Source organism: Pseudomonas oryziphila (assembly GCF_003940825.1).
GTDB lineage: Bacteria > Pseudomonadota > Gammaproteobacteria > Pseudomonadales > Pseudomonadaceae > Aquipseudomonas > Aquipseudomonas sichuanensis.
This window is the reverse complement of the sequence record NZ_CP034338.1, coordinates 2,102,023-2,114,359: the sequence shown is the minus strand read 5'-3', so window position 1 is coordinate 2,114,359 and position 12,337 is coordinate 2,102,023. Positions and strand designations below refer to the sequence as shown.

The window sequence follows — 12,337 nt, the reverse complement described above, 5'->3', positions numbered from 1 at the left end:
TCCGGCGCGGGCTGCAGGGCTGCTCAAGCTTGCCGGTTACGTCGGTCGATGAAGGCCAGCGCCTGATGCAATGCCTCGATCCGCGGCAGTCGGCAACCGGCGGCATGCGCCCTTGCCAGCGGCTCGGCATAGATAGCCTGCAACTCCAGCGGCCGCTGTGCGGCGTGCTCGTGATACATGCTCGGCCAGTAGTCCGGCATCTGCTCGGTGACCCGGAACAGATGCTCGGCGTAGCCGTCCGGCAACACCTGCCCGCAAGCACGGGCACCTTCGACCACTTCAGCCATCAAGGCCTGGATCAACACCCGACTGTCAGGGTCGCTCATCAGCGGCGTGGTGCTGGCCTTGAGCAGCACCGAAAGACCGTTGTACGGCACGTTCCACACCAGTTTCTGCCAGCGCGCCTGGTTGAGGTCGAGCATGGCCTGTGAGTCGATACCGGCTGCGCGGAACAGCTCGGCGCCCTCTCCCACCACCGCCAGCCCGGCATCTTCCGCCGGTCCGCTGTGGTAGCCGAGGTTGACCGCACCCAGCGCCTGATGGCGGATTACCCCAGGGCGTTCGCGATTCACGCAGATGAAGCACAGGCCACCGAGCAAGTGCATGTCCGTGCGCAGTGCCGGGCGCAGCTGCTCTTCCACCCCCAGGCCGTTCTGCAGCAATACCACCTTGGCGCCGGGTGCCGCCGCCTGCACGATCGAAGGGGCCAGCTCCGCATTGCTGGTGGCCTTGGCGCCCACCAGCAGCCAATCGCACGGCGGCATGTCGGCAGCGCTGGCGTAAGCCTGGACCTGCTCATGCAACTGGCCGTGCAGCGCGCTGTCGAGTGTCAGCCCGTGCTCACGCACCGCGGCGTACTCGCTGCGCAGCAAGAAATGCACATCGAAGCCGGCACGGGCCAGCATCAGGCCATAAAAGCCACCAATGGCCCCACTGCCAATGATGCCGATGCGAGTATTGCGAACCTGCATGCCCTTTCTCCTTCGTGTGTGTTCGTCGGTTTTTAGCACGTAAATCAGCCGGTTTTCGATCCCTCACTATACTGGGGCAAAGAAGGTCAAATAATCGACACGGAGTCGAGCATGTGCGGATACCTGCCTCATCCGGATGACATACCGGTCGAACTCACCCTTCGCCCCACATCCAGCCTGTTTCGTCGCCACCTCTATACCCAGGGCCTCGGCGGCATCGCCTGCAACCAGCCACGCGCTTACCGCCGCGGCACCGCCGTCGAGGTGCTGATCCCGTCACTGGGACTGGATGCACATTACCCCGGCTATGTCGCCTGGTGCCAACGGCTTGATCAGGGCTATCGAGTGGGCGTGGCCTTCACCGACAGCCAGGCGCTGTTCGGTGCACGCATGGGCGAGCAGGCCTGCCAGATCCAGCACTATTGCCTGGAGCACGCCCAGGCCGACCTTGACAGCAGCGCGGCGCAACAGTTGGCCGCGCAGTGGATCAGCCTGCATGCCGAGGCCTTTTCCGAGGCCAGCCTGGGCGCCACATCCCCCTGAATCACCGTTCCACCCGCAAAAACCCAGTATCGACGGGCCCCAGCCCATTGTCCCGCCCCCGCTAACGCGTTAAGGTTCGGCCTCCCCGCTGCGAACAATCTGCTGCTGGGCCGCACGGGGATTGCTGGCGGCCGGCACCCGTGACCTGACGAGTAACACGATGGCTGATTTACCGATCGATGACTTGAACGTTGCCTCCAACGAGACCTTGATCACCCCTGATCAGCTCAAGAAGGAAATCCCTCTCAGCGCCAAAGCCCTGCAGACCGTGACTGCCGGCCGCGAAGTGGTGCGCAATATCCTCGACGGCAAGGACCACCGCCTGTTCGTAGTGGTAGGCCCGTGCTCCATCCATGACATCAAGGCTGCCCATGAATATGCCGAGCGCCTGAAAGTACTGGCCGAGGAAGTCTCGGACACCCTGTACCTGGTGATGCGCGTGTACTTCGAGAAGCCGCGCACCACCGTAGGCTGGAAAGGCCTGATCAACGACCCGTACCTGGACGACTCGTTCAAGATCCAGGACGGCCTGCACATCGGCCGCAAGCTGCTGCTCGATCTCGCCGAAATGGGCCTGCCCACCGCCACCGAAGCACTGGACCCGATCTCCCCGCAGTACCTGCAGGACCTGATCAGCTGGTCGGCTATCGGCGCACGCACCACCGAATCGCAGACTCACCGCGAAATGGCTTCGGGCCTGTCTTCGGCGGTCGGCTTCAAGAACGGCACCGACGGCGGCCTGACCGTGGCGATCAACGCCTTGCAGTCGGTCTCCAAGCCGCACCGCTTCCTGGGGATCAACCAGGAGGGTGGCGTGTCGATCGTCACCACCAAAGGCAACGCCTATGGCCACGTGGTACTGCGCGGCGGCAACGGCAAGCCCAACTACGATTCGGTCAGCGTCGCCCTGTGCGAGCAGGACCTGGCCAAGGCGAAGATCAAGGCCAACATCATGGTCGACTGCAGCCACGCCAACTCCAACAAGGACCCGGCCCTGCAGCCGCTGGTCATGGAGAACGTGGCCAACCAGATCCTCGAAGGCAACCAGTCGATCATCGGCCTGATGGTCGAGAGCCACCTGAACTGGGGCTGCCAGGCTATTCCGAAGAACCTGGACGAGCTGCAGTATGGCGTTTCCGTGACCGACGCCTGCATTGACTGGGCGGCTACCGAAAAAACCCTGCGCAGCATGCACGCCAAGCTCAAGGATGTGCTGCCGCAGCGCCAGCGCGGCTAAACCTTGCGCACATGAAAACGCCGGGCAATGCCCGGCGTTTTCATGTGTACGGTGAGGTTTTCAGGCCTTGCTCGAGTGACGCTGCTGACGCTCCATGTAACGCTCGACGTACGAACAGGACGGGATGACGGTGTAACCCATCTGCTCGGCGTACTCCAGTGCCTTTTCGGTCAAGGCGGCGGCGATGCCGCGCCCGCGCAGGGCGTTGGGCACGAAGGTGCGGTAGATGTCCAGCGTCTGCTTGCCCAGGTCCATGTACGTGAGGTACGCCCGGTGACCGTCCACATTGGTCTCGAATTGATGACCCGCCTGGTCATGGTGGATGGTCAGCGTCTCGCTCATCACTACTCCTCGCAGGTCTTGTCGGCAGACCCATACCTTACCGATGTGTTTGTTTCCGGCGGGGAACCTCTGCGCCACCTCTGGCCTCTTGGACAGTTGCACGACCTTGATCGTTCTGACCCTGGGCACCTACAAATAGTAGGCGGCACATGCGGGGTTGCTCAAGCGGCCGGACTGAAAATCCAACAGCGCGGTTTTGCCACAATGGCCTGGTAGCATGATACGCGCCGAATGCTCTTTGGGCTAAGACGCTCACCGACAGTTGAAGTCACCCTTAGTTCAACAAAAAAGTTCCCGCCCTACAATCGCTTGCGTGCGTCTCACACAATTTTCACAGATGGCCTGCAGAACCCGTCACTGCTGCCCGCTCGCGACATTTTTTTTGCAGTTCTTGCGCTCTGTCAGTTTACTTACTACAAGTAATGGGTACTATGTACGCCGGCCAGTTTCTCTTTTCCGAGAGATGGCTATTTAAATAGAAAGTCCTTGAAGGGGAACACGATGAACAACGTTCTGAAATTCTCTGCTCTGGCCCTGGCCGCAGTTCTGGCTACCGGTTGCAGCAGCGTCTCCAAAGAAACTGAAGCTCGCCTGACCGCTACCGAAGACGCAGCAGCTCGCGCCCAGGCTCGTGCAGACGAAGCCTACCGCAAAGCTGACGACGCTCTGGCAGCTGCTCAGAAGGCTCAGCAAACCGCTGACGAAGCCAACGAGCGCGCTCTGCGTATGCTGGACAAAGCCAGCCGCAAGTAATAATCCTCACGGATTGTTAAGAAGCCGACCCACTTGTGGGTCGGCTTTTTTATTGCCTGATGAAAGGCACTGCGCACAAACGAAAAGGCCTGCACTAAGGCAGGCCTCTACACGAGTCGCGAATGGCTTACTGCAGTTCGGCTGGAATGCTCGAGACCACCGGTGCGGCACCACCATTGACCGGTACGGCGATTTCAACCGGCATGCCATCTTCGGCGGCAACCACATCACGCACCATGTCCCAGTTCATGCGCAAGTTGTTGGCCAGGTCCTCACGCTTGAGCAGCGCATTGATGACTGCTGTGTGCTTGTCGACCACCGACGGGTTGCCTTGGTCATCCAGCGGCGTGTGCGCCTCGAGATAGACTTTGCCGCCACTGACGCCGAACTTGTAAGGCTCGTTGATGATGCGAACCGACGTGTTTACCGGGACCATCTTCGACAGTGTCAACACGTTGTTATTGAGCATGCGGAAGCAACCGTGACTGGTGCGCATGCCAATACCGAACTTCTTGTTCGAACCGTGGATCAGGTAGCCCGGCACGCCCAAGGTGAACTTGAACGGCCCCAGCGGGTTGTCCGGGCCGGCCGGGACCACTGCGGGCAGGATATCGCCATCGGCAGCGTGCTCCTTGCGAATGGAGGCAGGTGGCGTCCAGGTCGGATTAGGAGTCTTGGCGGTGATGCGGGTATTGGCAATCGGCGAACCCCAACCTTCGCGGCCGATACCCAGCGGGAAGGTGTGCACCACGTTTTGCCCTTTCGGGTAGTAGTAGAGGCGGTACTCGGCGAGGTTGATGACAATGCCTTCACGCGGCCCGGGCGGCAGGATGTAGCGCGTGGGCAGGATGATCTCGGTACCGGCGCCCGGCAACCAGGGGTCGACGCCCGGGTTGGCGGCGATCATTTCGAGGTAGCCCAGGTCGTTGGCAGTACCGATGTCGGCGAAGGTGTCTTCGTACTTGGCCTTGATCACCCGAACCTGGCCGACGACGTCTTCACCAGGAGGGGGCAACGGCAGTTCCAACGCAACGGCGGGGCCGGCTACCAGCAGGGCGGCCAGGGACAGGCTACGGGTGACGGCGGGAAAGCGCGGCAACATCCGGTAAATCCTTCGAAAGGTCAGTCAAGGGAGTCGATTGTACACCTGTGCACCGGCGAGCGGGAGGCACTGGCGGCGGGCAAGCGTTTCAGATGATGAAAGGTGCTCAGAGTTCCGGCCAGACCGGGCGCATGCCGTGGCGCTGGGCATCAAGGATGGCCTTGCACAGCGCGCACAGGCGCTCGTCGCGGTAGATGGCGCGTTCCACCACCGACCAGCGTGGTTGCGCCGGCAACAATCCGCCGCACAGGGTACGGTCGGCCGGCACACCCAGCTCCAGCTGGCGGGCCGCCAGGTGCACGCGGATCTCCTGGCAGGCGAACAGGTCGAGCTGCTCGTCAGGCTCGATCAGTTGATAGGCGTACAGGGACCAGGCGGGGCGGGGCATCGGGGACACTCGAATCGGGGGGCGCAACATTAGCCGAAAGCGGCCCCCGATAAAAGCGTCACAGCAAGGGTTTTATCGTCGGCCAGGCATTTTCCAGCAACCGCTGCTGGGCCCCCTGGGTGGGATGAATACCATCGGCCTGCATCATCTCAGGCACCCCACCGATCCCCTCGAGGAAGAACGGTACCAGCGCCACGTTTTTCTCGCCGGCCAGTTTCTCGTACACCTGGGCGAAGGCCGTCGTGTAGCGCACGCCATAATTGGGCGGCAGGCGCATGCCCAGCAATACGACCTTTGCACCCGCCTCACGGGCATCATCGATCATCGAGGCAAGATTTTGTTGCAATTGCTGGGGAGGCTGCCCGCGCAGGCCGTCATTACCCCCCAGCTCCAGCACCACCAGCCCCGGCTTGTGCGCTGCAAGCAGCGCCGGCAACCGCGCCTGGCCACCGGCACTGGTGTCGCCGCTGATCGAAGCATTGACCACCTGATCGTCAAAACCTTCGTGCCGCAGACGCTGCTGCAGGAGTGCGACCCACCCCTGGCGGGTATCCAGGCCAAAACCGGCGCTGATACTATCGCCGACGACCAGCACCGTTCCCGCCACCGCGCCCTGGGCCAGGCAACACAGGGCCAGGCCGGCACTCAACCACCACATTCGCATCGGATTCTCCATGGGCCCCAGCATTCTCGTTGCGCAGAACCTTAGCAAAGTGGTCCCCAGCGCGGAAGGCGACCTGACCATCCTCCACTCACTCTCCCTCGACCTTGCCCAAGGCGACAGCCTGGCCATCGTCGGCGCTTCCGGCTCCGGCAAATCCACCCTGCTCGGCCTGCTCGCCGGGCTCGATCGCCCCAGCGCCGGCAAGGTCATCCTGGCCGGCCACGACCTCGGCCCGCTCGATGAAGACCAGCGCGCCCGGGTACGCGCCGAACACGTCGGCTTTGTCTTTCAGTCATTCCAGTTGCTCGACAGCCTTAATGCCCTGGAGAACGTGATGCTGCCGCTGGAGCTCGATGGCCGTCGCGATGCCCGCGAGCACGCCCGCAGCCTGCTCGAGCGGGTCGGCCTGGGCAAACGCTTGAGCCACACCCCACGCCAGCTTTCCGGCGGCGAACAGCAACGGGTGGCGATCGCCCGCGCGTTCGCCGCGCAACCTGCGGTGTTGTTTGCCGATGAACCCACCGGCAACCTCGACAGCCACACCGGCGAGCGCATCAGCGACCTGCTGTTCGAACTGAACCAGGAGCGCGGCACCACGCTGGTACTGGTCACCCACGACGAGCGGCTGGCCAGCCGCTGCCGCCGCCTGATCCGCCTGGATGCCGGCCGCCTGGTCGCGCCCCTGGAGCCCTGATGACCCGCCTGCCCTTCCTGCGCCTGTGCGCACTCTCGCTGCGCCAGTTGCTACGCGATGCCCGCGCCAGCGAAGTGCGCGTGTTGTTCTTCGCCTTGCTGGTGGCAGTGGCGGCGAGTACCGCCATCGGCTACTTCGGCAGCCGCCTCAATGGCGCGATGCAGTTGCGCGCCAGTGAATTTCTCGGCGCCGACCTGGTGCTGCAAGGCAGCGCGCCGGCAACGGCGCAGCAAATAGCCGATGGCACCGTACTGGGCCTGCGCCACGCCCAGGTGGTGGAGTTCACCAGCGTGGTCGGCGGCGACAACGGCATTCAGCTGTCGAGCATCAAGGCCGCCGACGCCGCCTACCCCTTGCGCGGCCAATTGCGCAGCGCCGCCGCGCCCTATGCCGCAGAAACGCCCGGTGGTGGCCCGGCACCCGGCGAAGCCTGGGTCGAGCCACGCCTGCTGGCGGCGCTCGGGCTGTCGGTGGGCGACAGCATCGATGTGGGCATGAAGACCCTGCGCATGAGCCGCGTACTGACCTACGAGCCAGACCGCGCCAACAACTTCTACAGCCTCACCCCGCGCGTGCTGATGAATCTTGCCGACCTCGAAGCCACCGGGGTGATCCAGCCTGGCAGCCGGGTCAGCTACCGGGAGCTGTGGCGAGGCGACATCGATGCCCTGGCCCAGTACCGCAAAACCGCCGAAGCCAGCCTGGCGGCCAATCAGCGCCTGCTCGACACCCGTGATGGCAACCGTCAGATCGGCGGGGCGCTGGGCAAGGCCGAGCGCTACCTGAACATGGCCAGCCTGGTAGCTGTGCTGCTGGCCGGTGTCGCCGTGGCCCTGTCGGCCAGCCGTTACGCCGCCCGACGCCTGGACGCCAGCGCATTGCTGCGCTGCCTCGGCCTGTCGCGGCACCAGGCACTGGGGCTGTACTGCCTGCAACTGGCCATGCTCGGCACGGTCGCGGCCCTCGGCGGAGCCCTGCTCGGCTGGCTCGCCCAACTGGGCCTGTTCCGCCTGCTCGAAGGCCTGTTACCCAGCCAACTACCCCCCGGCGGCCTCGCGCCCGCGCTGGCCGGGATCGGCACCGGGCTGGTGGCGCTGGCCGGTTTCGCCCTGCCACCACTGGCCGCCCTCGGCCGCGTGCCGCCCTTGCGGGTGCTGCGCCGCGACCTGCTGCCCACGCCAACCAGTAGCTGGCTGGTGTATGGCGCAGCCCTGCTCGCCCTGGGCCTGATCATGTGGCGCCTGAGCCTCGATCTGCTGCTCACCTTCGCCCTGCTGGGGGGTGGTTTGATCGCCGCACTGCTGCTCGGCGGCCTGCTGCTGCTCGGCTTGCGCAGCCTGCGCCAGCTCTTGGCCGGTGCGCCGCTGGCCTGGCGCCTGGGGCTGGGCCAGCTGTTGCGTCATCCACTGGCAGCTGCCGGCCAGGCCCTGGCCTTCGGCCTGATCCTGCTGGCCATGGGCCTGGTGGCGCTGCTGCGCGCGGAGCTGCTCGACAACTGGCAGGCACAACTGCCCAAGGATGCCCCCAACCATTTCGCCCTGAACATCCTGCCTGATGAACGCCAGCCATTCATTGAGCGTCTGGCGCAGATCAACGCGACCTCCGCACCGCTGTATCCGGTAATCCCCGGCCGCCTCACCCACATCAACGAGCAGCCGGTACGCCAGTTGGTGAGCAAGGAGTCCACCGGCGAGCGGGCGATCCAGCGCGACCTCAGCCTGACCTGGGCTGCCGAGCTGCCGCAGGGCAACGCGCTGAGCGCCGGCAACTGGTGGCAACAGGCGCCGCAAGACGCTGCCATACCTGGCGTTTCGGTAGAGGCGGAGCTGGCGCAGAGCCTCAACCTGCAACTGGGCGACCTGCTGACCTTCGACATCGGTGGCCAGCAGCGTCAGGCCAGGGTCAGCAGCCTGCGCACGGTGCACTGGGACAGTTTTCAGCCCAACTTCTACATGATCTTCCAGCCCGGGACACTGCAGGGCTTGCCCGCCACTTACCTGACCAGCTTCTACCTTGCCCCAGGCCATGATCAGGAAGTCGTCGCACTGTCACGGGCATTCCCGGCAGCGACCATCCTCCAGGTCGACGCCCTGCTCGGCCAGCTGCGCAGCATCCTCGCCCAGGTGACGCTGGCGGTGGAGTATGTGCTGTTGTTCGTGCTGGCAGCGGGGCTGGCGGTGCTGTTCGCAGGCCTGCAGGCAACCCTCGACGAACGCATCCGCCAGGGCGCCCTGCTACGCGCCCTGGGGGCGGCAAGACCGCTGCTGGTCAAGGCCCGGCGTATCGAGTTCGGATTGCTGGGTGCCGTCAGCGGCCTGCTCGCCGCAGTGGGTTGCGAGCTGATCACCTGGGCGCTGTACCGCTATGCCTTCGATCTGCACTGGGCGCCGCACCTTTGGCTGCTGGGGCTGCCACTGGCAGGCGCGGTGCTGGTGGGGGGCGCCGGGGTGATCGGCACGCGGCGTGCGCTCAACGCCAGCCCGCTGGCGGTACTGCGGGAAGGCTGAATGCTCTGAGGGGCCTGGGGCCTGCCACGCAGCCCCCGGCTTCTGATGAGACGGCTACGGCCTGTAGCTGATGCGATTGATGTACCAGGTCGCCTCGCCGGTAGGCGTCTGCACCAGCACCTCGTCACCTTCCTGCTTCTTGAGCAGGGCGCGGGCCATGGGCGAGTCAATGGAGATGTAGTCGTTACGCCCATGGATCTCGTCATAGCCGACGACACGGAAGGTCAACTGCTCGCTGTCGTCGTTCTCGATCTCCACCCAGGCACCGAAGAACACCTTGCCTTCCTGCTCGGGTGAATAGGCCACGACCTTGACGTCTTCCAGGCGCTTGCGCAGGTAGCGCACGCGCCGATCGATCTCGCGCAGCAGCTTCTTGTTGTACTGGTAGTCGGCGTTCTCGCTGCGATCGCCCAGCGACGCCGCCCAGGCGACCTTCTGGGTAATCTCCGGGCGATAGACCCGCCACAGATGATCAAGCTCCTGCTTCAGGGCGGCATGACCTTCGGTGGTGATGATGTTGGTACTCAAGCGGCTGTCTCCTCAGTGCATCTGCAGCGGGCGCCAGGCGCCCACCGAGTGACCGAGCTTAGCGAAAAACCTGCGGGTTTTGCACGCCGATCAGGCGCGCGTGATCAGCCCCTGGCGGGCGATGCGCGTGAGCTGGCCGATAACCTCGGCGGCATCCTCGGCGGCCGGCGCCTGGATCACGGCCAGATCGAAACGGTCGTTGGCGTACTCGCCAAGCTGGGTGCAGGTTTCGAAGAACTGGATGAGGAAAGCCCGGGCCTGGCCCTTGCGACGGGAAAAACCGTCAAGGTTGCGCAGGAGCGTAGGCTGATGCTGGCCACCGAGCAGAATGCGCGGGGTGCGGGACGCCTGGTCTTTGGCCAGGGGGGTCAAACAAACACTGGTACGTGGACAACTCATGGAGTTTTTCTCCGCCTCGCTGATCCCGCTGGGCAGCGGTGGGAGGCGTCACCGAACCAGCGCTTTAGCGGTATTTCGGATGACCTGGGAGGGTTGTCCTGCGCCCCGCAAGTAGCTGTTTAAATCGGCGCAGTCGGTATGCTAGAGGGATGAGCTCCAAGTTTCAAGCCGCAAGGTGCAAGTTGATGAATGCGATCAACTTGCACCTTGCGGCTGGGAGCTTGCAGCTTGAGTCAACGTGCGATCAGACGATCCAGCGAGAAGCGACCCGCACCTTCGATCAGCACCGCCACACTGCCTGCCAGCAGCGCCAGGGCGAACTCATAGCCGTTGTTGGACATGAACAGGCCGTTGTTGATGTGCACCGAGAAGATCGCCACCACCAGGGTCACACTCAGCGCTAGTGCCGCCGGGCGGGCCAGCAGGCCGACCACCAGGGCCAGGCCGCCGAAGAACTCGGCGCTGCCCGACAGCAAGGCCATCAGGTAGCCAGGCGCCAGGCCGATGCTCTCCATCCACTGGCCGGTGCCTTCGAGGCCGTAGCCACCAAACAGACCGAACAGTTTCTGTGCGCCATGGGCCATGAAGATGACGCCGACCAGGATGCGCACGACGCTCAGGCCGAAGCCGGCACGGGTAACGAACAGGGCTTTGAGGGTGTTGTTCATGTTGTTGCTTCCTTGTTTAAGCGGGTAGGTGTTGGATGAGCGCCATCTTAATCGATTGATCGAATAAGAAAATCGCAATAATCGTGTAATAACTATCGATTATTTAGATTTGTCAGCGCCTGGCCAGCCGCTCCAGGGAAGCGCGTTCACGATTGAACGCCAGGTAGTACTTGTTGACACTGTTGACGAAGTTCACCGGCCCCATCCCCACTTGTTCCATGGCGATGCGCTCGGTCTGGAAGAACCACTGATTGCCGTTGAGCCCGCGCCGCCGCGCTTCGGCGCGCATGGCCTGAACCCGCTCCGGGCCGAGGTTGTAGGCCGCCAGGATGAACGCCATGCGCTCGCGCTCGTTGAGTTGCGGGCTGGCGAAGAACTTGCGGCGGATCAACGCCAGATAGCGGGCACTGGCCTGGACATTGCCATCAACCGTGGCGGTGTTACTCACCCCCACCCTCTGCGCCGCCGACGGAGTGATCTGCATCAACCCATGGGCCCCGCCCGTGCCACGCGCCTTGGGGTCGAGGGTGGACTCCTTGAATGCCAGGGCCGCCAGGTTCAGCCAGTCGAACTGCTGGTCACCGGCATGCTTCTGCAGGACCGGGCGCAACGACTCCAGGCGTTGCCGGTCCTGGCGCGCCAGCGGATTGTGGACCCGGTACTGGCGCCGGTAGATGCGTTCGAAGGCGGCATCCTGGTTGTCCGGGGCACGGTAAGTGGCGAGGAAGCGATCCACTGCCGCCCGCAGCATCGGCGCATCAGGGCGCACATACCAGCGCAGTGCTTGCGGTTGGGCCAGCTGCAGCTTGCTGTCCAGGCGCAGGCGCGGCATCACCCGCGCCCAGCGTTGGGCGATGGGCCGCTCCACCACGGTCAGCGGATAAATACCGGCCTGGACCATCTCCAGCACATCCTCCACCGCCAGGGTCGGGTCAACCCACTCCACCTTGATCGGGGCTTGCTTGCGCAGCGCCAGGCGTTGGTTGATCGCCTCGATCGCGGCCCCGGCAGCGCTGGCACTGGTCAGGGCGATGGTACGCCCGGACAACTGCTCGGCCCGGCTGTAGCTGCGCTCGCCCTTGCGCCCGACCAGCAGCAGCGGCACCTGGTCAAGCACCGGGGCACTCGCCTCGACGCCACGCACCCCGGCAGGATCGAGCAGCTCGCCTGGCGCGGCCAGGTCGCCTTCACCCCGCTGCAAGGCACCGAGCAATTGCTCCTTGGCCCGCGGGATGATTTTCAAGGTGACTTGCTGATTGTCGGCGAACCGGGCATTGAGCGCGTGCTCGAGGGCGCGCAGCCGGTAGTACTCGACGCCCACCGGTTCGCCCTTGACCTCGCCGGAGCTGTTGCGGCTCTGGTTGACCAGCACCCGCAGCACCTGGCTGGAGCGGATCTGCGCCAAGTCGCGGGCCTGGCCGGCGGGCACATGCTGCTGGGGCCCCGGCTCGCGCGCAGTGGCCGGCCCGGCGGCCAGCAGCCCGAACATCATCAAGGTCGTCAGCAGGGTTCGCAGCATGGAGGAAGAGGTCCGAGGGCGG

General features: G+C 64.3%; 14 protein-coding genes. 5 read left to right on the top strand and 9 right to left on the bottom strand.

The annotated features are described in order from the left end of the window. Positions 1-23: 23 nt before the first annotated feature. The gene (locus EJA05_RS10125; RefSeq protein ID WP_125858133.1) at positions 24-971 is read right to left on the bottom strand and encodes a putative 2-dehydropantoate 2-reductase; all 948 of its coding nucleotides are present in this window, start codon (positions 969-971) and stop codon (positions 24-26) included. 111 nt (positions 972-1,082) lie between these two features. Here EJA05_RS10125 and EJA05_RS10120 point away from each other — a divergent pair, with 111 nt between their 5' ends. Both EJA05_RS10120 and EJA05_RS10115 read left to right on the top strand, forming a co-directional pair. Further along, positions 1,083-1,514: a PilZ domain-containing protein gene (locus EJA05_RS10120; RefSeq protein ID WP_125858132.1), complete on the top strand. Its 432-nt coding sequence runs from the start codon at positions 1,083-1,085 to the stop codon at positions 1,512-1,514. Between the two features lie 160 nt (positions 1,515-1,674). Beyond that, positions 1,675-2,751 carry a 3-deoxy-7-phosphoheptulonate synthase gene (locus tag EJA05_RS10115; protein ID WP_125463482.1) on the top strand — a complete coding sequence of 359 codons (1,077 nt, stop codon included), beginning with the start codon at positions 1,675-1,677 and terminating at the stop codon, positions 2,749-2,751. Positions 2,752-2,811: 60 nt separating this feature from the next. Here the strand turns inward: EJA05_RS10115 and EJA05_RS10110 are convergent, their stop codons facing one another. After that, a complete protein-coding gene (locus EJA05_RS10110; protein WP_110994199.1) occupies positions 2,812-3,093 on the bottom strand; it encodes a GNAT family N-acetyltransferase in 282 nt (93 codons plus the stop codon). Positions 3,094-3,594: 501 nt separating this feature from the next. Here EJA05_RS10110 and oprI point away from each other — a divergent pair. Next, positions 3,595-3,846, top strand: a complete 252-nt coding sequence (gene oprI, locus EJA05_RS10105; protein ID WP_003259780.1) for an outer membrane lipoprotei OprI — start codon at positions 3,595-3,597, stop codon at positions 3,844-3,846. A gap of 127 nt (positions 3,847-3,973) precedes the next feature. Here the strand turns inward: oprI and EJA05_RS10100 are convergent, their stop codons facing one another. The 3 genes from EJA05_RS10100 to EJA05_RS10090 form a co-directional block, all read right to left on the bottom strand. Beyond that, the gene (locus tag EJA05_RS10100) at positions 3,974-4,948 is read right to left on the bottom strand and encodes a L,D-transpeptidase family protein (protein ID WP_125858131.1); all 975 of its coding nucleotides are present in this window, start codon (positions 4,946-4,948) and stop codon (positions 3,974-3,976) included. Between the two features lie 106 nt (positions 4,949-5,054). Then, the gene (locus EJA05_RS10095) at positions 5,055-5,336 is read right to left on the bottom strand and encodes a hypothetical protein (RefSeq protein WP_125463480.1); all 282 of its coding nucleotides are present in this window, start codon (positions 5,334-5,336) and stop codon (positions 5,055-5,057) included. Positions 5,337-5,394: 58 nt separating this feature from the next. Further along, complete coding sequence (locus tag EJA05_RS10090; protein WP_125858130.1) at positions 5,395-6,000, bottom strand: arylesterase; 606 nt, start codon at positions 5,998-6,000, stop codon at positions 5,395-5,397. 10 nt (positions 6,001-6,010) lie between these two features. Here EJA05_RS10090 and EJA05_RS10085 point away from each other — a divergent pair, with 10 nt between their 5' ends. Both EJA05_RS10085 and EJA05_RS10080 read left to right on the top strand, forming a co-directional pair. After that, positions 6,011-6,694 carry an ABC transporter ATP-binding protein gene (locus tag EJA05_RS10085; protein ID WP_125858129.1) on the top strand — a complete coding sequence of 228 codons (684 nt, stop codon included), beginning with the start codon at positions 6,011-6,013 and terminating at the stop codon, positions 6,692-6,694. Continuing rightward, complete coding sequence (locus EJA05_RS10080) at positions 6,694-9,201, top strand: ABC transporter permease (protein ID WP_125858128.1); 2,508 nt, start codon at positions 6,694-6,696, stop codon at positions 9,199-9,201. Before EJA05_RS10085 ends, EJA05_RS10080 begins: the two co-directional genes overlap by 1 nt. A gap of 54 nt (positions 9,202-9,255) precedes the next feature. On the opposite strand, the gene greB is transcribed toward EJA05_RS10080, so the two are convergent. From greB to EJA05_RS10060, 4 genes are all read right to left on the bottom strand, one after another. Then, complete coding sequence (gene greB, locus EJA05_RS10075) at positions 9,256-9,729, bottom strand: transcription elongation factor GreB (RefSeq protein ID WP_125463476.1); 474 nt, start codon at positions 9,727-9,729, stop codon at positions 9,256-9,258. 90 nt (positions 9,730-9,819) lie between these two features. Continuing rightward, a complete protein-coding gene (locus EJA05_RS10070) occupies positions 9,820-10,128 on the bottom strand; it encodes a hypothetical protein (protein WP_110994342.1) in 309 nt (102 codons plus the stop codon). A 233-nt stretch (positions 10,129-10,361) separates the two neighbouring features. Then, positions 10,362-10,796 (bottom strand): DoxX family protein, encoded by a 435-nt coding sequence (locus tag EJA05_RS10065; protein WP_110994343.1) that lies wholly within the window; start codon positions 10,794-10,796, stop codon positions 10,362-10,364. A gap of 112 nt (positions 10,797-10,908) precedes the next feature. Next, on the bottom strand, positions 10,909-12,315 hold the full coding sequence (locus tag EJA05_RS10060; RefSeq protein WP_125858127.1) for an MltF family protein: 1,407 nt from the start codon (positions 12,313-12,315) through the stop codon (positions 10,909-10,911). Positions 12,316-12,337: the final 22 nt, after the last annotated feature.